This is a genomic window from Curvibacter delicatus NBRC 14919 (genome assembly GCF_001592265.1).
In the GTDB taxonomy this organism is placed as follows: Bacteria; Pseudomonadota; Gammaproteobacteria; order Burkholderiales; family Burkholderiaceae_C; genus Hylemonella; species Hylemonella delicata.
In genome coordinates, this window is sequence record NZ_BCWP01000012.1 from 39,540 (window position 1) to 60,361 (window position 20,822).

At 64.2% G+C, this 20,822-nt stretch carries 19 protein-coding genes and 1 pseudogene; 5 read left to right on the forward strand and 15 right to left on the reverse strand.

Features of this window, described 5'->3' with window-relative positions:
• Window positions 1–81 precede the first annotated feature (81 nt).
• From truA to CDE01S_RS07695, 15 genes and pseudogenes are all read right to left on the reverse strand, one after another.
• The gene (gene truA, locus CDE01S_RS07625) at window positions 82–864 is read right to left on the reverse strand and encodes a tRNA pseudouridine(38-40) synthase TruA (protein ID WP_066705555.1); all 783 of its coding nucleotides are present in this window, start codon (window positions 862–864) and stop codon (window positions 82–84) included.
• A 49-nt stretch (window positions 865–913) separates the two neighbouring features.
• The gene (locus tag CDE01S_RS07630; protein ID WP_369406357.1) at window positions 914–3,388 is read right to left on the reverse strand and encodes a motility hub landmark protein FimV; all 2,475 of its coding nucleotides are present in this window, start codon (window positions 3,386–3,388) and stop codon (window positions 914–916) included.
• 231 nt (window positions 3,389–3,619) lie between these two features.
• On the reverse strand, window positions 3,620–4,750 hold the full coding sequence (gene asd / locus CDE01S_RS07635) for an aspartate-semialdehyde dehydrogenase (RefSeq protein ID WP_066705557.1): 1,131 nt from the start codon (window positions 4,748–4,750) through the stop codon (window positions 3,620–3,622).
• A gap of 351 nt (window positions 4,751–5,101) precedes the next feature.
• Entirely contained in the window at window positions 5,102–6,172 is a 1,071-nt protein-coding gene (gene leuB / locus CDE01S_RS07640; protein ID WP_066705559.1) for a 3-isopropylmalate dehydrogenase, read from the reverse strand.
• Between the two features lie 28 nt (window positions 6,173–6,200).
• On the reverse strand, window positions 6,201–6,851 hold the full coding sequence (gene leuD / locus CDE01S_RS07645) for a 3-isopropylmalate dehydratase small subunit (protein WP_066705563.1): 651 nt from the start codon (window positions 6,849–6,851) through the stop codon (window positions 6,201–6,203).
• A complete protein-coding gene (locus CDE01S_RS07650) occupies window positions 6,851–6,979 on the reverse strand; it encodes an entericidin A/B family lipoprotein (protein ID WP_066705565.1) in 129 nt (42 codons plus the stop codon). Before CDE01S_RS07650 ends, leuD begins: the two co-directional genes overlap by 1 nt.
• Window positions 6,980–7,001: 22 nt before the next feature.
• Window positions 7,002–8,423 carry a 3-isopropylmalate dehydratase large subunit gene (gene leuC, locus CDE01S_RS07655; protein ID WP_066705567.1) on the reverse strand — a complete coding sequence of 474 codons (1,422 nt, stop codon included), beginning with the start codon at window positions 8,421–8,423 and terminating at the stop codon, window positions 7,002–7,004.
• 53 nt (window positions 8,424–8,476) lie between these two features.
• Window positions 8,477–8,860, reverse strand: coding sequence for a hypothetical protein (locus tag CDE01S_RS07660; protein ID WP_066705569.1), 384 nt, complete (start codon window positions 8,858–8,860; stop codon window positions 8,477–8,479).
• Between the two features lie 78 nt (window positions 8,861–8,938).
• Entirely contained in the window at window positions 8,939–10,249 is a 1,311-nt protein-coding gene (gene gltA / locus CDE01S_RS07665; protein ID WP_066705571.1) for a citrate synthase, read from the reverse strand.
• 10 nt (window positions 10,250–10,259) lie between these two features.
• Window positions 10,260–10,538, reverse strand: a complete 279-nt coding sequence (locus CDE01S_RS07670) for an FAD assembly factor SdhE (protein ID WP_066705573.1) — start codon at window positions 10,536–10,538, stop codon at window positions 10,260–10,262.
• A gap of 20 nt (window positions 10,539–10,558) precedes the next feature.
• Window positions 10,559–11,263: a succinate dehydrogenase iron-sulfur subunit gene (locus CDE01S_RS07675; protein ID WP_066705575.1), complete on the reverse strand. Its 705-nt coding sequence runs from the start codon at window positions 11,261–11,263 to the stop codon at window positions 10,559–10,561.
• Between the two features lie 42 nt (window positions 11,264–11,305).
• Complete coding sequence (sdhA, locus tag CDE01S_RS07680; RefSeq protein ID WP_066705577.1) at window positions 11,306–13,105, reverse strand: succinate dehydrogenase flavoprotein subunit; 1,800 nt, start codon at window positions 13,103–13,105, stop codon at window positions 11,306–11,308.
• Between the two features lie 3 nt (window positions 13,106–13,108).
• A complete protein-coding gene (sdhD, locus tag CDE01S_RS07685; protein WP_066705579.1) occupies window positions 13,109–13,474 on the reverse strand; it encodes a succinate dehydrogenase, hydrophobic membrane anchor protein in 366 nt (121 codons plus the stop codon).
• Window positions 13,475–13,491: 17 nt separating this feature from the next.
• Entirely contained in the window at window positions 13,492–13,935 is a 444-nt protein-coding gene (sdhC, locus tag CDE01S_RS07690; RefSeq protein ID WP_066705581.1) for a succinate dehydrogenase, cytochrome b556 subunit, read from the reverse strand.
• A 136-nt stretch (window positions 13,936–14,071) separates the two neighbouring features.
• Window positions 14,072–14,874 (reverse strand): annotated as a pseudogene (locus CDE01S_RS07695) (GntR family transcriptional regulator).
• Between the two features lie 161 nt (window positions 14,875–15,035).
• Between CDE01S_RS07695 and CDE01S_RS07700 the strand changes: the two are divergent.
• The 5 genes from CDE01S_RS07700 (at window position 15,036) to CDE01S_RS07720 (ending at window position 20,797) form a co-directional block, all read left to right on the forward strand.
• Window positions 15,036–16,022 carry a malate dehydrogenase gene (locus tag CDE01S_RS07700; protein WP_066705582.1) on the forward strand — a complete coding sequence of 329 codons (987 nt, stop codon included), beginning with the start codon at window positions 15,036–15,038 and terminating at the stop codon, window positions 16,020–16,022.
• Window positions 16,023–16,024: 2 nt separating this feature from the next.
• The gene (locus tag CDE01S_RS07705; RefSeq protein ID WP_066705584.1) at window positions 16,025–17,080 is read left to right on the forward strand and encodes an HpcH/HpaI aldolase/citrate lyase family protein; all 1,056 of its coding nucleotides are present in this window, start codon (window positions 16,025–16,027) and stop codon (window positions 17,078–17,080) included.
• 35 nt (window positions 17,081–17,115) lie between these two features.
• Window positions 17,116–17,676, forward strand: coding sequence for a hypothetical protein (locus tag CDE01S_RS07710; protein ID WP_066705657.1), 561 nt, complete (start codon window positions 17,116–17,118; stop codon window positions 17,674–17,676).
• Between the two features lie 65 nt (window positions 17,677–17,741).
• Window positions 17,742–20,327, forward strand: a complete 2,586-nt coding sequence (gene acnB / locus CDE01S_RS07715; protein WP_066705659.1) for a bifunctional aconitate hydratase 2/2-methylisocitrate dehydratase — start codon at window positions 17,742–17,744, stop codon at window positions 20,325–20,327.
• 101 nt (window positions 20,328–20,428) lie between these two features.
• Window positions 20,429–20,797, forward strand: coding sequence for a DMT family protein (locus CDE01S_RS07720; RefSeq protein ID WP_066705586.1), 369 nt, complete (start codon window positions 20,429–20,431; stop codon window positions 20,795–20,797).
• Window positions 20,798–20,822 lie beyond the last annotated feature (25 nt).

Consider the following 20,822-nt stretch of genomic DNA (forward strand, 5'->3'; position numbering starts at 1 on the left):
CCGGCTTTGCCGGGCCGCTGGTGTTGCACCCTTGAGGGGGGCGGCGACCCACACGGAGTGGGGGAGCAACGGGGGGGAGCTTCATGGCAGCCAATCATACGCAGGCGTGCGGTCGGGCAGGCCCCAGCGGGCATCGTAGCGCGGCCCGAGGAAGTACAGGCCGTCGGGTGAGAAGGTCGGGGCGGCGGCATCGCGGCTGCGTGCCGCCAGGACCTCGTCGATCCACTCCGGTGCTTGCTTGCCCTGGCCGATGACGATCAGGCAGCCCATGATGTTGCGGATCATGTGGTGCAGGAAGGCATTGGCCTCAAACTCGAAACGCCAGTAGGCGCCGCGTCGGCTGATTTCGATGCGCAGCAGGTTCTTTACAGGCGACAGCGCCTGGCAAGCGGAGGCGCGGAACGAGGTGAAGTCGTGCTCGCCCAGCAGGCGGGTGGCGGCCGCCTGCATGGCCGCCAGGTCCAGCGGTTGGAAGACCCAGCCGACGCGACCGGCATCGACGCTGGGGCGCACCGGCGACTCCAGCAGCGAATAGGCATAACGGCGCGAGAGGGCGCTGGCACGGCAGTGGAACTCGTCCGGCACCACATGGGCCCACTGCACGGCAATGTCGCGCGGCAGGAAGCTGTTGGTGCCACGTACCCAGGCGTAGGGTGCGCGTTCGGCGCTGGTGTCGAAATGCACCACCTGCATCAGGCCGTGCACGCCGGCATCGGTGCGGCCGGCGCACAGGGTGGAGATACGCTGGTCCGCAAATTTGCCCAGCGCTTTTTCCAGCTGGTCCTGTACCGTGCGGCCCGAGGGCTGGCTTTGCCAGCCGTCGTAAGACTGGCCGTTGTAGCTGACGCCTAAGGCTACCCTCACGGCAGGGTCGGGTCCAGGTGCATTGCCTTCGCCTTAGGACCTAGCCAGCTCAGTTGAGCTTGCTCAGGGCCTCCTGGGCCTTGATCTTCATGTCACCGGTGGCTTCGGCAATGATTTCCTCGATCAGGGCGCGGGCACCATCGGTGTCGCCGATGGCACTGAACTCTTCTGCCAGGGCCAGCTTGGTGGCCAGCGGGTCGTCCGTGGCGCCGGTCTGCTCGGTCGTGGCTTCACCCAAGTCAAGCGAGAGCGAACCCAGATCGAACTCAAGTGCGCCGGTATCGGCGGCGGCCGTCGGCGTGCTGCCAGCCGTTTCGGCGGTGCTGTCGCGACCGGTTGACGGCTCAGGCAAGCTGGGCGGTTCGAACTCGAGGCTATTGTCCGCACCCTGGATGGAGGCGGTGGGCAACTCGAAATTCAGGTCCAGGTCGGGGGCCACTGACTCTGGTGCAGGCGCGGCGGCCGGCGTTGCGGTGACTGCGGGTGTTGCTGTTGCCGGTTCTTCATCAAGCGAGAAGTCCAGATCCAGGTCCAGATCCAAGGCGGATGCCGCAGGCTCGGCGGCAGGGGTGGCCACTTGCGGGCTGGCCTCCGGTGCGCTGGCCACGGGCTCCGACACGGCTGCCGGCAATGTCGGTGCCGAGGCGGCCGGCTGACCGCCGGGCTGGAAGAGGCTGTTGCCCGGATCAATGCCCAGGCCCAGTTCGCACACGCGGTTCCAGTCGGCACCTTCGCCACCGGTCAGGCGATGGGCTTCGGCGGCGCTGCTTTCGAAGTTGCGGACGTCGCGGCGCTTGGCGTAGATCTCCAGCAATTTGAGGTGGATGGCCACCCGGTCAGGATGGACGCGCAGGGCTTCCTTGAGGATTTCCTCGGCCTGCAGATCGCGGCCATAGGCCAGATAGACATCGGCTTCGGCCACCGGGTCCACATCGTCCGCTGCCTCGAGCTGGCTCGGGGAATAGACCATGGAAGAGCCGTTGGCACCACTGTCATGGGTGTCGACGCGCTGACCACCGCTGGCACCGAAGAAGGAATCGGGTTGCAGCCGGCTTTCCAGGAAGGAGCTGTCCATCTGGGCCGCCTGCTTGCGCTGGCGCACGCGGTAAATCCCCAGGCCGGCCAGCAAGGCCAGCAGGCCTGCCGCTGCCGCGGGGACCAGCGGATTGTCCAGCAGTTCGTCCAGCAGACTGGGCTCTTCCACCGGCATCGGCACCGGGGGAACTGGCCGCTTGACGGGGGCAGAGGCCACAGGGGCGGGTGCTGGGGCAGAGGCTTCAGTTGCCGGTGCCGAGGCTGTGACGGCGGGGGCGGCCGCGCTGGCCGCAGCGGCCGGCTCGGACGCGGCCGGTGCCGGTGCTGCAGCCTGGGGGGCTGATGCGGCAGGGGCAGGGGCTGCCGCCGCGCTCAATTTGCTCAGTTCGGCAATGTTCTTGGAGAGTTCCTCGGCGCGGCTGGCCGCTTCCTTGGCGCTGCGTTCCTGGGCAATCTTTTCCTCGCCGCCCTTGGCCTGGACAGCGCCCTTGGAGAGGGTCAGCTTGTCGGGTGTACCGGCCGCGCTCTTCTTGTCTTCGACTTGTGCTTCCACCTTGCCGCTGGCGCGGCGGTCGGCACTGGTTACCTGGCTGACCGGCGCATTGCCGGCGAGCTTGCGGCGGAATTCATTGAAATCCTTGCTTTGCGCCAGCACAATCTGGCGCGCTTCGTCGGCCGGTGTGGCTTGTGCATCTTCGGCGCCAGGCATGTCTACCACGGCGCCGCTGCGCAGACGGTTGATGTTGCCGCCGATGAACGCATCGGGATTGGCACGCAGCATGGCCACCAGCATCTGGTCCAGCGATACGCCGGCCGGTCGGTTGGCGGCGGCCAGTTTGCTGGCCGTATCGCCGGATTTGACGGTCAGCTGTTTGGCCGAGCTGTCCGGCGCTACCTTGGCCGTCGGTTCCGCGGGCGCCCTGGCGGGCTGGCGGGCGGCGGCCGGCGCCACAGTGCGGCCCGTATCGCTGGCGGGCGCCGGCGCGGTGGTACGGGCTGCGGGCGTAGCCGCACGGGACGGTGCGGGGCTGACTTGCGGCACGGTGGCCGTCACGGCCTGCGGCTGGCGCAGATTGGGCGGGTCGAACAGCATCGTGTAATCGCGCACGATGCGGCCGGAAGACCAACTGGCCTCCAGAATCAGGTCGATGTAGGGATCATTGATCGTGCGGTCGCTGCTGACTCGCAGGAAAGAGCGTCCGTCGGGGCGTTTCTGCAGCGTGATCTGCAGACCGCTCATGCTCGCGTTGTAGTCCATGCCGGCGGCCCGGAAGGCTTCCGGTGAGGCCACACTGGCCTTCAGCGAGGCAGCTTCCTCAGCATTGATGTCGGGAATGTCGATTTCAGCCCGCAGAGGCTCGCCCAGCGCCGACAGGACGGCAATACGCCCCAGCGAAAGCGCCGAGGCATGGGTTCCCCACAGACCCAGAACCGCCGCGGCCGCAGCGGCCAGGGCAGTCTTCTGCCAACGATGTGACTTAGCAATCAATTTATTAGCCTCCGATGTTCGGGCAAGCGGCTACGCCTAGCACCTTGTATGGACCAGGCGACCGACGCTCAAAACAGGAAAAGTACCTTAACATCAAGATGTTAGCCTGACAAGCTAAGAAAGCGCTTAACCTTCTGAGCTGCCCGTTCGTCGCCCCAGGTGGGGCTGAATGTTGTCAAACGACAACGGCTTGCGGTGAACCGCAAGCCGTTGGGTCTGGGGAAAAGGGACTCAGGCTGCCAGCAGGATGCGCAGCATGCGGCGCAGCGGTTCGGCCGCGCCCCACAGCAGCTGGTCGCCCACGGTGAAGGCGCCCAGGTAGTCGTTGCCCATGGCCAGCTTGTGCAGGCGGCCGACCGGCACGGTCAGCGTGCCGGTGACGGCGGCCGGCGTCAAGTCGCGCTCGGTGATCTCACGTTGGTTAGGGACCACTTTCACCCAGTCGTTGGCGCCCGCCAGCATGGACTCGATCTCGTCCAGCGGCACATCCTTCTTCAGCTTGACGGTCAGGCCCTGCGAGTGGCAGCGCATGGCGCCGATGCGCACGCACAGGCCATCAATCGGGATGCTGCCGGCGCTGCGGAAGGCCGGGTTGCCCAGGATCTTGTTGCACTCGGCGCCACCCTTCCACTCTTCCTTGCTCTGGCCGTGCTCAACCGGCACGTCGATCCAGGGGATCAGGCTGCCGGCCAGGGCGGTGTTGCGGAAGTTCTTGGTCGGGAAGCTGGCGTCGCGCATGGTGGCGGCCACCTTGCGGTCGATGTCCAGGATGGCGGAGGCCGGGTCGGCCAGCTCGGCCTTGACGGCATCGTGCAGGGCGCCCATCTGGCTCAGCAGTTCGCGCATGTTCTGCGCACCGGCGCCGGAGGCGGCCTGGTAGGTCATGGCGCTGACCCACTCGATCAGACCGGCCTTGAACAGGCCACCCATGGCCATCAGCATCAGGCTCACGGTGCAGTTGCCGCCGATCCAGTTGCGGCCACCCTTGGCCAGCGCCTGGTCGATGACGTCGCGGTTGACCGGGTCGAGCACGATGACGGCGTCATCGGCCATGCGTAGCGTGGAGGCGGCGTCGATCCAGTGGCCGTTCCAGCCGGCAGCACGCAGCTTCGGATACACCTCCTTGGTGTAGTCGCCGCCCTGGCAGGTCAGGATGATGTCGCACTTCTTCAGCTCGTCGATGCTGTTGGCATCCTTGAGCATGGTTTCGTTTTTCGCCTGTGCCGGGGCTTTGCCGCCGGCATTCGACGTGGAGAAGAACACCGGCTCGATCAGGTCGAAATCCTTTTCCTGCACCATGCGGTCCATCAGCACGGAGCCGACCATGCCGCGCCAGCCGACCAAACCTACCAACTTGCTCATTTCAACGCCCTTTCAAAAATAAAACAGTGCACACCGGCCTGTCTGCCCCGGCTCGTCTGGCCGGGAAGGGCGCACGACGAACCGGAGCCGGATCAGCCCTTAATGGTCGTGGTTTTGATGATCGTTGCGCGCGTAGCCACGCCTGCCGGGGCGGCAGAGGCGGTGTTCAGGGGGAACGGGCGGGCGGCAAACATAAGGCTCCATTGTAGCGGATGAGGTGCTGTTCCGGCAGAGTGGATGCGGTCTCTGCCGTGAGCGGGAGCGGCCCGCGAGGCTTGGCTGTGCGGGGATGCAAGCAAAAAGGGCAGCCGGATGGCTGCCCCTTAGTGTGAGATGCGAAGGACCGGTGGGTCAGCCCAATGCCTTGACCACCGCGTCGCCCATCTGCGCCGTGCCGACCTTGGTCGTGCCCTCGCTCCAGATGTCCGGTGTGCGCAGACCTTGGGCCAGTACTTTCTTCACAGCTGTCTCGATGCGGTCGGCCGCTTCGGCCTGGTTCAGGCTGAAGCGCAGCATCATGGCGGCCGAGAGGATGGTGGCCAGCGGGTTGGCCACGCCCTTGCCCGCGATGTCGGGTGCGCTGCCATGGCTGGGCTCGTACAGGCCCCGGTTCTGGCTGTTCAGGCTGGCCGAGGGCAGCATGCCAATGGAGCCGGTCAGCATCGACGCTTCATCCGACAGGATGTCGCCGAACATGTTGCCGGTGACCACCACGTCGAAGGCCTTGGGGGCCTTGACCAGTTGCATGGCAGCGTTGTCCACGTACATGTGCTGCAGTTCCACGTCCGGGTACTGGGCATGCACTTCCGTCACCACGTCTTTCCAGAACTGGAAAGTTTCCAGCACATTGGCCTTGTCCACGCTGGTGACCTTCTTGTTGCGCTTGCGCGCAGCCTGGAAGGCGACGTGGGCGATGCGTTCGATCTCCGGCTTGCTGTAGCGCATGGTGTCGAAGGCCTCTTCGGCGCCGGGGAAGTGGCCGTCCACCGCGGTGCGTCGGCCGCGCGGCTGGCCGAAGTAGATGTCGCCGGTCAGCTCGCGGATGATCAGGATGTCCAGACCGGCAATCAGCTCGGGCTTGAGGCTGGAGGCGCCAACCAGCTGCTCGTAGCAGATGGCGGGGCGGAAGTTGGCGAACAGGCCGAGGTGCTTGCGCAGGCCCAGGATGGCCTGCTCAGGGCGCAGCGGGCGATCCAGCTTGTCGTACTTCCAGTCGCCGACGGCGCCGAACAGGATGGCATCGGCCGCCTTGGCCAGGTTCAGGGTGGACTCGGGCAGCGGGTGGCCGTGCGCCTCGTAGGCGGCGCCGCCGACCAGCGCGCTTTCCATCTCGAATTTCAGGCCAAGCGCCTTCAGGACCTTGACGGCCTCGGCCACGATTTCGGTGCCGATGCCGTCACCCGGCAAGACTGCGATTTTCATTTTTGATTACTATTAAATTGATAGCTGCTCACGCAATAGTGGTGTGGGCCAACCAGGGTTTTTGTGCCAAGCGCTGGGCTTCGAAGGCGGCGATCTTGTCCTTGTGGCGCAGCGTCAGGCCGATGTCGTCGAAGCCATTGAGCAGGCAGTACTTGCGGAAGGCCTGCACGTCAAAGGGAATTTCCTCCCCTTGCGGCTTGACGATCACCTGGCGTTCCAGATCAATGGTGAGCTGGTAGCCGGGGAAGGCGGCACATTCGTCGAACAGCTGCGCTACCGTGGCCTCCGGCAGCTGGATTGGCAGCAGGCCGTTCTTGAAGCAGTTGTTGAAGAAGATGTCGGCAAAGCTGGGCGCGATGATGGCGCGAAAGCCATACTGGTCGATCGCCCATGGCGCATGCTCGCGCGAGGAACCGCAGCCGAAGTTCTTGCGTGCCAGCAGGATGGAGGCGCCCTCGAAACGCGGCTGGTTCAGCACGAAATCCGGGTTGGGCTTCCGGCTGGCTGGGTCCTGGCCCGGGTAGCCGGCATCGAGGTAGCGCCATTCGTCGAACAGATTGGGGCCAAAGCCGGTCTTGCGGATGGACTTGAGGAACTGCTTCGGAATGATGGCGTCGGTGTCGACGTTCTCGCGGTCCATCGGGGCCACCAGGCCCTTGTGTACGGTAAAGGTTTTCATTATTTCTTCGCCGCGCCTTCGATCTTCTCGCCGGCCTTCTGGATGTCCTGGCCCACGCCCTTGACGGTGTTGCAGCCCACCAGCGCCAGCGTCAGGGACAGGATCACAAACAGGGTCGTTTTTTTCATCGTGTTCTCCTAGGCAGATAGTTCAGGCGAATTTGCGGACGTCGACGAAATGGCCGTGCACCGCGGCAGCGGCGGCCATGGCCGGGCTCACCAGGTGGGTACGGCCACCGGCACCCTGACGGCCTTCGAAATTGCGGTTGCTGGTGGAGGCGCAGCGCTCGCCCGGCTCCAGGCGGTCGGCGTTCATGGCCAGGCACATGGAGCAGCCCGGTTCGCGCCACTCGAAGCCGGCGGCCTTGAATATCTCGTGCAGGCCTTCGCGCTCGGCCTGTTCCTTGACCAGGCCGGAGCCTGGTACCACCATCGCCAGCTTGACGTTCTTGGCCACTTTCTGGCCCAGTTTCTTCACCACGGCGGCAGCCTCTCGCATGTCCTCGATGCGGCTGTTGGTGCACGAGCCGATGAAGACCTTGTCGATGGCGATATCGGCCAGCGGTTTGCCCGGCTCCAGACCCATGTAGGTCAGGGCACGCTCGATGGCGCCGCGCTTGTTGGCGTCCTTTTCCTTGTCGGGGTCTGGTACGCGGCCGTCGATCCCCAGCACCATCTCGGGCGAGGTGCCCCAGGTGACCTGCGGCAGGATCTGCGCGGCATCGAGTTCGACCACTGCATCGAACTTGGCATCGGCGTCGGAGTGCAGCGTCTTCCAGTAGGCCACCGCCTGGTCCCATTCCACACCGGTGGGAGAGAGCAGGCGGCCCTTGACGTACTCGATGGTCTTGTCGTCCACCGCCACCAGGCCGGCGCGGGCGCCGCCTTCGATCGCCATGTTGCACACCGTCATGCGGCCTTCCATGCTCAGGGCGCGGATGGCGGAGCCAGCGAATTCGATGGTGTAGCCGGTGCCGCCGGCGGTGCCGATCTTGCCGATGATGGCCAGCACGATGTCCTTGGCGGTCACACCCTTGGCAACCTGGCCTTCCACCTTGACGAGCATGTTCTTGGCCTTCTTGGCCAGCAGGGTCTGCGTGGCCATCACGTGCTCGACCTCGCTGGTGCCGATGCCGTGCGCCAGCGCACCAAAGGCGCCGTGGGTCGAGGTGTGCGAGTCGCCGCAGACCACGGTCATGCCGGGCAGGGTGGCGCCGTTTTCCGGGCCGATCACGTGCACGATGCCTTGGCGCTTGGACAGGAAGGGGAAGAAGGCGGCGGCGCCGGACTCCTTGATGTTCGCGTCCAGCGTGGTGATCTGTTCCTTGCTGATCGGGTCGGCAATGCCGTCGTAGCCCAGTTCCCAGCCGGTGGTCGGGGTGTTGTGGTCGGCGGTGGCCACGATGGAGCTGACGCGCCAGACCTTGCGGCCAGCCTGACGCAGGCCCTCGAAGGCCTGCGGGCTGGTGACTTCATGCACCAGATGGCGGTCGATGTAGAGGATGGCGGTGCCGTCTTCCTCGGTGTGGACGACGTGCTCGTCCCAGATCTTGTCGTACAGGGTGCGTCCCATGGGCAATCTTCCTTGGCAATCCGCCATTTTATGCGGACGCTGCCAGTGGGGTTTCAATCGTGGATGTCCAGCTGCGGCGACAGTTCGCGCACGCGGTGGTCTACGTAGTAACCGCCGAACTCGGTGTAACGCAGCATATGGCGGCAGCATGAGCGGCACTGCCAGACGTCGCAGCGGTTGTAGGGAAAGTAGGCCAGTGCCACCGGTGCCTCCGGCGAGTCGTAGCGTGTGCCGTGCGGGTGGTATTCCTCGAAGGTCGGTTCATAGACCTCCGGGTCGCGCAGGGTGGCCACCTGGGTCATCTGCGCAGCCGGCCAGCGCTCTTCGGTGATGCTGGTCCAGCCGGCACAGTGTCCCAGGCCACACGCGCAGGAGGACGCAGCGGACGCGTCTTCCAGCAGCGAGCGAAGTTCAGCAGCGCTTCGGATCAGGTGCATGTTGGGGACAAAAGTTGGGCGACCCATGAAAAATGCCCGCCGACGTTGCCGTGCGGCGGGCATGCGTTTCAGCGCAGTTTAACGCTTGGCCAACGGCGGCACGTCGCGGCGCGGCGAACCGGTGAAGAGCTGGCGCGGACGGCCAATCTTGTATTCCGGATCACTGATCATTTCGTTCAGCTGGGCGATCCAGCCGACAGTGCGGGCCAGGGCGAAGATGCCGGTGAACAGGTTGACCGGAATGCCCAGGGCGCGCTGCACGATGCCAGAGTAGAAGTCGACGTTCGGGTAGAGCTTGCGCTGCACGAAGTAGTCATCTTCCAGAGCGATCTTCTCCAGCGACATGGCCAGCTTGAACAGCGGGTCGTTTTCCAGGCCCAACTCGGCCAGCACTTCCTTGCAGGTTTCCTGCATCAGCTTGGCACGCGGGTCGTGGTTCTTGTAGACGCGGTGGCCGAAGCCCATCAGGCGCACGCCGGAGTTCTTGTCCTTGACCTGGTTCATGAACTCGCCGACCTTGGCCACGCCGCCGTTGGCCTGGATGTCTTCCAGCATGTTCAGGCAGGCCTCGTTGGCACCGCCGTGGGCCGGGCCCCAGAGGCAGGCCACGCCAGCGGCAATCGCCGCGAACGGGTTGGTACCGGACGAGCCGCACAGGCGTACGGTGGAGGTGGATGCGTTCTGCTCGTGGTCGGCGTGCAGGATGAAGATGCGGTCCATGGCGCGTTCGAGCACCGGGTTGACCTTGTAGTCCTCGCAGGGTGTGCCGAACATCATGCGCAGGAAGTTGCCGGCATAGCTCAGGTCGTTGCGCGGGTACATGTAGGGCTGGCCGACGCCGTACTTGTAGGCCATGGCCACCAGCGTTGGCATCTTGGCGATCAGGCGGATCGCGGCGATTTCGCGGTGTTCCGGGTTGTTGATGTCGGTGCTGTCGTGGTAGAAGGCCGACAGGGCGCCCACCAGACCGGTCAGCACGGCCATCGGGTGCGCATCACGGCGGAAACCGCGCAGGAAGAACTGCATCTGCTCGTTGACCATGGTGTGCATGGTCACGCGCTGGCTGAAGGCGGCCTTCTTGTCGGCGTTCGGCAGGTCACCGTACAGCAGCAGGTGGCAGGTTTCAAGGAAGTCGCACTGGGTGGCCAGCTGCTCGATCGGGTAACCGCGGTACAGCAGCTCGCCCTTGTCACCATCGATGTAGGTGATGGCCGACTGGCAGGAAGCCGTCGAGAGAAAACCCGGATCGTAGGTGAACATGCCGGTCTGGCCGTAGAGCTTGCGGATGTCGATCACATCCGGGCCGATGTTGCCCTGGTAGACGGGCAGCTCGACGCTGGGGCTGCCGTTACTGAACGACAGGGTGGCTTTGTTGTCAGCGAGTTTCATTGGGGGCCTTTCAGCAGGTTTCTCTCAACATGTCTAAAACTTCTTGCACGTCCGCACGGTTCAGCTCGGGGCTGACCTCGGCCAGCGGCTTGCGGCCGAGGTGGAGGTCGAGCAGATCGTTGTCACTCAGGTCCATCAGGGCCGTCAGGCCCTGTGCCTGGGCCAGGGTCAGCGTGGACTCGAACTTGTTGAAAAAACGCTCGATGAAGAGGTCGTTCTCGAGCAGGCCGCGGCGGCAGCGCCACTTCAGCTTGCTCAGCGTTCTTTCGTCAATCAGTTCATTGTCCATGTTGAACCCCGGTGAATTGCTTACACCGCGCGGGCGACCATCATTTCCTTGATCTTGCCGATGGCCTTGGTCGGGTTCAGACCCTTGGGGCAGACATCGACACAGTTCATGATGGTGTGGCAGCGGAACAGGCGGTACGGATCTTCCAGGTTGTCCAGACGCTCGCCGGTGGCGTTGTCGCGGCTGTCCGCCAGGAAGCGGTAGGCCTGCAGCAGACCGGCGGGACCGACGAACTTGTCCGGGTTCCACCAGAAGCTCGGGCAACTGGTCGAGCAGCTGGCACACAGGATGCACTCGTACAGGCCGTTGAGCTCTTCACGCTCTTCCGGGCTCTGCAGGCGCTCGCGCTCGGGTGCCGGCGTGTCGTTGATCAGGTAGGGCTTGATCGAGTTGTACTGCTTGAAGAACTGCGTCATGTCGACGATCAGGTCGCGCACCACCGGCAGGCCGGGCAGCGGCTTGAGCGTGATCACGCCAGGCAGCGTGTTCATGTTGGTCAGGCAGGCCAGGCCGTTTTTGCCGTTGATGTTCATCGCGTCCGAGCCGCAGACACCTTCGCGGCAGGAGCGGCGGAACGAAATGGACGGATCAACCGCCTTGAGCTTCATCAGGGCGTCGAGCAGCATGCGCTCGTGACCGTCGAGTTCGACCTCGATGGTCTGCATGTAGGGTTTGGCGTCCTTTTCCGGGTCGTAACGGTAGATCTGGAATGTGCGTTTTGCCATGGTATTTTTCTCCGTGCGTCGTGGATGCTGGATGTGGGGGCCTTAGAAGGTACGGACCTTCGGGGGCACCGACTCCACGGTCAGCGGCTTCAGGTTGACGGGTTTGTACGACAGGCTGTTGGTGGCGCTGTCCCACAGGGTGTGTTTCATCCACTCGGCGTCGTTGCGACCCAGCGGGAACTGGGCGTCGTCGGCCGGACGCTCGTAGTCGTTCACGGTGTGGGCACCGCGGCACTCGCGGCGGGCGGCAGCCGAGGTCATGGTGGCCTGGGCGGCTTCCATCAGGTTCTCGACTTCCAGCGCCTCGATGCGCGCGGTGTTGAACACCTTGGACTTGTCCTTGAGCGTGATGTTGGCCACGCGCTCGCGCAAGGCATTGATCTTGCGCACACCTTCGTCCATGGAGGCCTGGGTACGGAACACGCCAGCGTGCTGCTGCATGGTGGCGCGCATGTCGTTGGCAACGTCCTGGGCATATTCACCGGTGGTGGAGCTGTCAAGACGGGCCAGACGGGCCAGTGTGCGGTCGGCGGCGTCGGCCGGCAGCGGCTTGTGGGCCTTGGCCTTGTCGCTGGCCTGGACGATGTGGTTGCCGGCCGCGCGGCCGAACACCAGCAGGTCGAGCAGCGAGTTGGTGCCCAGGCGGTTGGCACCGTGCACGCTCACGCAGGCGCATTCGCCCACCGCGTAGAGGCCGTTCACGACCTTCTGGCTGCCGCTGCCGTCGGGGGTGACGACCTGGCCGTTGATGTTGGTCGGAATGCCGCCCATCTGGTAGTGGATGGTGGGCACCACCGGAATCGGCTCCTTGGTGATGTCCACATTGGCGAAGTTGACACCGATCTCGTACACCGAGGGCAGACGCTTGTGGATGGTCTCGGCGCCCAGGTGATCCAGCTTGAGCAGCACGTAGTCCTTGTTCGGGCCACAGCCACGGCCTTCCTTGATCTCCTGGTCCATGCAGCGCGAGACGAAGTCGCGCGGTGCCAGGTCCTTCAGCGTCGGGGCATAACGCTCCATGAAACGCTCGCCATTGCTGTTGAGCAGGATGGCGCCTTCGCCGCGGCAGCCTTCGGTCAGCAGCACGCCCGCGCCGGCCACGCCGGTCGGGTGGAACTGCCAGAACTCCATGTCCTGCAGCGGGATGCCGGCGCGTGCCGCCATGCCCAGGCCGTCACCGGTGTTGATGAAGGCGTTGGTCGATGCGGCGAAGATGCGCCCGGCACCGCCGGTGGCCAGCAGCGTGTGCTTGGCTTCCAGGATGTAGGTCTCGCCGGTTTCCATTTCCAGCGCGGTCACGCCCACCACGTCGCCGTCAGCGTCGCGGATCAGGTCCAGCGCCATCCATTCGACGAAGAAAGTGGTCTTGGCCTGCACGTTCTGCTGGTACAGCGTGTGCAGCATGGCATGGCCGGTACGGTCGGCGGCGGCGCAGGCACGCTGCACCGGCTTTTCACCGTAGTTGGCGGTGTGGCCGCCGAACGGACGCTGGTAGATGGTGCCGTCGGGGTTGCGGTCGAACGGCATGCCGAAGTGTTCCAGCTCGTACACCACTTTCGGTGCTTCGCGGCACATGAACTCGATGGCGTCCTGGTCGCCCAGCCAGTCAGAGCCCTTGATGGTGTCGTAGAAGTGGTAGTGCCAGTTGTCTTCGCTCATGTTGCCCAGGCTGGCGCTGACGCCACCTTGAGCGGCGACGGTGTGCGAGCGGGTCGGGAACACCTTGGACAGCACGGCCACGTTCAGGCCGGCGCGTGCGAGCTGCAGCGAGGCGCGCATGCCGGAACCGCCGGCACCGATGATGACAACGTCAAATTTGCGTTTGGATAAGGAGTAGGACATGGGTTACAGCCTCCACAGGACTTGAATGGCCCAGCCGGCACAGCCAACCAGCCAGACGATGGTGAATACCTGCAGCGACAGGCGAAGCCAGATGGGCTTGATGTAGTCCATCCAGATGTCGCGCATGCCCACCCAGACGTGGTAGGCCAGCGCGATGATGACAACGAAGGTCAGTACCTTCATCCATTGGGCGGCAAAGATGCCGGCCCAGGTTTCGTAGCCGATGGGGCCGCGGGTGAGCAGGACCTGGCCCAGCAGCAGCAGGGTGAACACGACCATCAGGGCCGCGGTGATGCGCTGGCTCAGCCAGTCGCGAAGTCCGTAGTGCGCACCGACGACGATGCGCTTGGAGCCGTAGTTAACCGACATGTGTCGCTCCTTCTTGCTTAGTAAAGGCCAAACAGCTTGGCACCGAGAACCGCGGTCAGACCGAGGCTGAGCACCAGTGTGACGATGGCCGAACTGCGGCCGAATTCCTTGGTCACCGCATGGGTGAGGTCCATCCACAGGTGGCGGATGCCGGCAATGATGTGGTGCAGGTAGGCCCAGATCAGGGCCAGTGCCACCAGCTTGAAGAACCAGCCCGGCACCGGGCCGACGCCGGCACCGAACAGGGCCGTGAAACGGGCGAAGGAATACTCCGACGACACCGACACATCGAACAGCCAGATGATGAAGGGCAGCAGGAGGAACATGAGGGCGCCGCTGACGCGATGCAGGATCGACACCCAGGCGGCCGGGGCCATGCGGTAGGTGGGGAGATCCTTGAACGCGTTGATGTTGCGGAACTCGGGCCGTTTGGCCTGGGAAGGGGTGACAAGCTCAGTCATGGTTGGGCTTTCTCTTTTGGATGTAACCGCTTTGTAATTTCTGGCAGGTTGCCGGGGCAAATTCTATTGCAACGCAGCAATGGAACGAGGGAGTCGGGGGATTCTTTATGGGGTTTGCACGTGGTAACAGAGTTTCTCAGCCGAGTTCGTTGTGGTAGTGGTGGGTGTCGGTCAGGTACAGGCCGCGGCGCAGTTCCATCGGGACGTCGTTGTAGGTGTAGGCAATGCGTTCCACGCTCAGCAAGGGCGTGTTTTCGGAATCTTGAGCAGGGCGGCCTGGGCGGCATCGGGCAGGACGGCGCGGATTTTTTCCTCGGCGCGCACCATGCGCACGCCGAATTCGGTTTCGAACAGTGCATACATCGGGCCGTGGTACTGGCTCAGGCGCTCCGCTGTCAGGCCCTTGAAGGGGGTGCCCGGCAGCCACAGGTCTTCCAGGATGGTGGGGCGGCCGGCGAAGGAAAGCACCCGGCGTGCCTGCAGCACGCTGTCGCCGGTGCGCAGTGCCAGGGCGCGCGCCACGTCGGCGCTGGCGCGCAGGCGCTTGCAGTCGATGATGGTGCGCTCGGCCGGTCCTTCGCTCTGGTTGTCGCCCTGGTCCGGCATCAGCCGCAGAAAGCGGTACTGGACATGCTGTTCCGCATGGGTGGCGACGAAGGTACCCTTGCCCTGGCGGCGCAGCAGCAGGTTCTCGGCCGCGAGTTCATCGATTGCCTTGCGCACCGTGCCCTGGCTGACGCGAAAGCGCGCTGCCAGGTCCATTTCGCTCGGAATGGCCTCGCCGGGTTTCCATTCACCCGACTGCAGGCTTTGCAGAATCAGTCCCTTGATCTGCTGGTACAGCGGGCTGAAGGCGGGGGTCGGGCCGGGTTGCGCAGACGCGCCACCTTCCGTGCCGGGGTGGGCAGGGTCAACAGCAAAAGAGGGCGTCTGGTTCATGGGGCGGGAGGTGGTTGCACGCAGGCAGAACAGGTTGAATCATATCTTATATAAGACATAAGACAAATTGATAAATCAGGGTTTTCGCGGTACACTTCGCGGTGCATCCGGGGCTTGGTTACGTCCCGGTTACCGTTCACAACACTTCTGGAGTTCTCACCATGAGCAAAAAGCCCGTTCGCGTTGCTGTTACTGGCGCCGCAGGCCAAATCGGTTACGCCCTGTTGTTCCGCATCGCTTCCGGCGAAATGCTGGGCAAGGACCAGCCCGTCATTCTGCAATTGCTCGAAATCCCCGACGAAAAGGCCCAGAAGGCCCTCAAGGGTGTGATGATGGAACTCGACGACTGCGCCTTCCCGCTGCTGGCCGGCATGGAAGCCCACAGCGATCCGATGACCGCTTTCAAGGATACCGACTACGCCCTGCTGGTGGGTTCGCGTCCGCGTGGCCCGGGCATGGAACGTGCCGAGCTGCTGGCCGTCAACGGCGCCATCTTCACGGCCCAGGGCAAGGCCCTCAACGCCGTGGCCAGCCGCAACGTCAAGGTGCTGGTGGTCGGTAACCCGGCCAACACCAACGCCTACATCGCCATGAAGAGCGCCCCGGATCTGCCGCGTAAGAACTTCACCGCCATGCTGCGCCTGGACCACAACCGCGCTGCCAGCCAGATCGCTGCCAAGACCGGCAAGGCCGTGGCCGACATCGAAAAACTCACCGTGTGGGGCAACCACTCGCCCACCATGTACGCCGACTACCGCTTTGCCACCATCAAGGGTGAGAGCGTGGCCAAGATGATCAACGACCAGGAATGGAACGCCAACGTGTTCCTGCCCACCGTGGGCAAGCGCGGCGCGGCCATCATCGAGGCACGCGGCCTGTCGTCGGCTGCTTCGGCTGCCAATGCTGCCATCGACCACATGCGCGACTGGGCCCTGGGCACCAACGGCAAGTGGGTCACCATGGGCATTCCGTCGGATGGCCAGTACGGCATTCCGAAGGACACCATGTTCGGCTTCCCGGTGACCTGCGAAAACGGCGAGTACAAGGTGGTTGAAGGCCTGGCCATCGACGCCTTCTCGCAAGAGCGTATCAACATCACCCTGGCCGAGTTGCAAGGCGAGCAGGACGGCGTCAAGCACCTGCTGTAAACATGGCTCATCCGCGCGACATCCTCCTTGGCGCCCAGGCCGCGGCCGGCTTCTTGCCGGTCTGCGACCATTACAGCGGCGTCGAGGTCCGGATGCGCAAGAGCCTGCAGCTGCAGGCCGAGATGATTGCCGAGTTCGGGGCCTGCGTCTTCGACGTCTCGCTCGATTGCGAAGACGGCGCCCCGGTCGGTGGCGAGCGCGACCATGCCCAGATGGTGGTGGCGCTGGCCAACGAAGCGCAGGAGGCCGCCGGCAAGGCGGCCTTGCCGGCGTCGCCACGTGTCGCCGTGCGCGTGCATCCGGTGGACCATGTCGCGTTCGAGTCCGATGTGGCGGCCATTGTTGGCGGTGCCGGCAAGGCCTTGTGCCACCTGATGATCCCCAAGGTCGAGACGGTGGCGGATGTCGAGCGGGCCGTGGCGGCCGTTGATGCTGCTGCGCGTTCAGCGGGCCGAAGCGAACCCTTGCCCTTGCAGGTGCTGCTGGAGTCGCCGGCGGCCGTGCATCGGGCGTTCGATATTGCCGCGCATCCGCGCGTGCAGTCCATCAGCTTCGGCCTGATGGATTTTGTGTCCGCTCACGGCGGCGCCATTCCTGCCAGTGCCATGAGTTCGCGTCCTGATGCGCAGTCCGGAGAACTGGGTCAGTTCAGCCATCCGCTGGTGGTGCGCGCCAAGCTGGAAATTGCCTCCGCCTGCCATGCCCACGGCAAAGTGCCTTCCCATTGTGTGGTCACTGAATTCAGTGATACTGAAGCCATGAAGGCCGCGGCCGCCAAGGCGGCCCGGGAGTTTGGCTACACGCGCATGTGGAGCATTCATCCCAGCCAGATTCGCCCTATCCTGGAGGCACTGGCGCCGAGCGGTTCGGAGATCGAACGCGCCGCAGCCATCATCGAGGTGGCCGCGCAGGCGCAGTGGGCGCCCGTGAGTTTTGAAGGCCAGCTGCATGACCGTGCCAGCTACCGCTATTTCTGGCAGGTGCTGGAGCGGGCACACCAGACCGGGCGCCACTTGCCTGCAAGTGTGCAGGCCTATTTCCAGATTGCAACTCGTTAAAGTGCCGGATTGTCGAATCACACAAGGAGCGCATGATGAAAGCATTGATTACCCTGGTTCTGGTGGCAGCCATGCCCATGTCGCTGCTGGCGCAGAACCTGCCGTCCCGCAAGACACATTTCGCCCACGGCAAGCAGGCGTCGTCGGCGAAGACGGCTGTTGCTGCGGCCACGCCAGTAGCCGCACCCGCTGCGCCGCTGTCGCCCGCTGAACTGGCGCTGGCGGAGCGCGTGCAGGTGGGGCATGTGCCGTGCGAACTCGGTGCCTCCGTCACGGTAGAGGCCGATCCCAAGGCCGCTGGTTATTTCCATGTGCGTCTGGGCAAGGACCTCTTCCACATGGCGCCGGTGGTGACCTCCACCGGTGCCATGCGGCTGGAAGACCAGCACGCCGGCGCCGTCTGGCTGCAGCTGGCGAACAAATCCATGCTGATGAGCACCAAACTCGGCAAACGCCTGGCGGATGCCTGCATGAACCCCTCCCAGGTGGCGGTTGCTGCGGCCATGGAGAAGAACCCGCCGCCTTCCCTGCTGGATCCGGTGACCCCGCCGCCCACGATGCGCAATGCACTGGCATTGCAGGATGCTGCGGAATAAGTAGCAGAGAAAGCCCGTGCGACAAGGGTTGAAACTATTTTTGATTTTTGAAGAAGGAGATTTTCATGTTGCAAGCCTACCGCGCCCATGTCGCAGAACGCGCCGCGCTCGGCATTCCCCCGCTGCCGCTGTCTGCCAAGCAGACCGCTGAACTGATCGAGCTGCTGAAGAACCCGCCCAAGGGCGAGGAAACCACGCTGGTCGATCTGATCACCCACCGTGTCCCGGCCGGTGTGGACGATGCCGCCAAGGTCAAGGCCAGCTACCTGGCCGCCGTGGCCCACGGCACCGAGAAGTGTGCCCTGATCAGCCGCGAAAAGGCCACCGAGCTGCTGGGCACCATGCTCGGCGGCTACAACCTGACGCCGCTGATCGACCTGCTGGATGACAGCGCCGTGGCCGCCGTGGCCGCCGAAGGCCTGAAGAAAACCCTGCTGATGTTCGACCAGTTCCACGACGTCAAGGAAAAGGCCGACAAGGGCAATGCCCACGCCAAGGCCGTGCTGCAAAGCTGGGCCGATGCCGAGTGGTTCACCAGCCGCCCCGAAGTGCCCAAGAGCATCACCCTGACCGTGTTCAAGGTGACCGGCGAGACCAATACCGACGACCTGTCGCCCGCGCCCGATGCCTGGAGCCGCCCCGACATTCCGCTGCATGCGCTGGCCATGCTGAAGAACAAGCGCGATGGCATCACGCCCGAGGAAGACGGCAAGCGCGGCCCGGTGAAGTTCATCGAAGACCTGCGCGCCAAGGGCAACCTGGTGGCCTACGTCGGCGACGTGGTCGGCACCGGTTCTTCCCGCAAGTCGGCCACCAACTCCGTGCTGTGGTTCACCGGCGAGGACATTCCCTTCGTGCCGAACAAGCGTTTCGGTGGCGTCTGCCTGGGCTCCAAGATCGCCCCGATCTTCTACAACACGATGGAAGATGCCGGCGCCCTGCCGATCGAACTCGATGTGAGCCAGATGAACATGGGCGATACCGTCGAGCTGCGCCCCTATGAAGGCAAGGCCCTGAAGGATGGCAAGGTGATTGCCGAGTTCACGGTCAAGAGCGAGGTGCTGTTCGACGAAGTGCGCGCCGGCGGCCGCATTCCGCTGATCATCGGCCGTGGCCTGACCGGCAAGGCGCGCGAAGCGCTGGGCCTGCCGCCGTCCACACTGTTCCGTCTGCCCAAGAACCCGACCGCCAAGGCCAAGGGCTTCTCGCTGGCACAGAAGATGGTCGGCCGCGCCTGCGGCCTGCCGGAAGGCCAGGGCGTGTTGCCCGGCACCTACTGCGAACCGAAGATGACCTCGGTCGGCTCGCAGGACACCACCGGCCCGATGACCCGCGACGAACTGAAGGACCTGGCCTGCCTGGGCTTCAGCTCCGACCTGGTGATGCAGTCCTTCTGCCACACCGCTGCTTACCCGAAGCCGGTTGACGTGAAGATGCACCACGAACTGCCCGAGTTCATCAGCAACCGCGGCGGCATTGCACTGCGTCCGGGCGACGGCATCATCCACAGCTGGCTCAACCGCATGCTGCTGCCCGACACCGTCGGCACCGGCGGCGACAGCCACACCCGCTTCCCGATCGGCATCAGCTTCCCGGCCGGCTCCGGCCTGGTGGCCTTTGCCGCTGCCACCGGCGTCATGCCGCTGGACATGCCCGAATCGGTGCTGGTGCGCTTCAAGGGCAAGATGCAGCCCGGCGTCACGCTGCGTGACTTGGTGCATGCCATCCCGCTGTACGCCATCAAGGCCGGCCTGCTGACGGTCGAGAAGAAGGGCAAGAAGAACATCTTCTCCGGCCGCATTCTCGAAATCGAAGGCTTGCCGGACATGAAGGTGGAGCAGGCGTTCGAGCTGTCCGACGCCTCGGCCGAGCGTTCTGCCGCCGGTTGCACGGTGCGCCTGAACAAGGAACCGATCATCGAGTACATCAACAGCAACATCGTGCTGCTGAAGAACATGATTGCCCAGGGCTACGCCGATGCGCGCACCATCGGTCGCCGCATCAAGGCCATGGAGGCCTGGCTGGCCAACCCGCAGCTGCTGGCACCCGATGCCGATGCCGAGTACGCTGCCGTGATCGAGATCGACCTGGCCGAGATCACCGAGCCGATCGTCTGCTGCCCGAACGATCCCGATGACGCCAAGACGCTGTCGGACGTGGCCGGTGCCAAGATCGACGAAGTGTTCATCGGTTCCTGCATGACCAACATCGGTCACTTCCGTGCCGCATCCAAGCTGCTCGAAGGCAAGAAGGACATCCCGGTCAAGCTGTGGATGGCTCCGCCGACCAAGATGGATGCCCACCAGCTGACCGAAGAAGGCCACTACGGTGTGTTCGGTGCGGCCGGCGCCCGCATGGAAATGCCCGGCTGCTCGCTGTGCATGGGCAACCAGGCGCAGGTGAAGGAGGGCGCGACCGTGATGTCCACCAGCACGCGTAACTTCCCGAACCGTCTGGGCAAGAACACCAATGTGTACCTGGGCTCGGCCGAACTGTCGGCGATCTGCTCCAAGCTGGGTCGCATCCCGACCAAGGCCGAGTACCTGGCCGACATCGGTGTGATCAACGCCAACGGCGACAAGATCTACAAGTACATGAACTTCGACCAGATCGAGGAGTACAAGGACGTGGCCGCCTCCGTGGCCGCCTGATCAGCGGTCTCCCCTGACCGGGCTCGTCTGCAGCCCGGTTTTTAAAGCCCCCCGGCTCGCGCCGCGGGGCTTTTTCTTTGCGCCTCCGGGATAATTCGGCCATGAATGCCATCACCTCACTGCCCTTGTCCGTGCAAACCGTGCTGCTGCTGATCGGCAGCAATGTGTTCATGACCTTTGCCTGGTACGGACACCTGAGGAATCTGGCCACGGCGCCCTGGTATCTGGCTGCGCTGGCGAGCTGGGGCATCGCCCTGTTCGAGTACCTGCTGCAGGTGCCGGCCAACCGCATCGGTTTCCAGCAGGCGGGCTTTACGGTGGCGCAGCTCAAGATCGTGCAGGAGGTGGTGACGCTCAGCGTGTTCCTGCCGTTTGCCATGCTCTACCTGAAGGAGCCGTTCAAGCTCGACTATGTCTGGGCCGCCTTGTGCATGGTGGGGGCGGTGTATTTCATCTTCCGTGGTGCCTGAGGGGCGGGTGGCGTCGGGCGTGGCG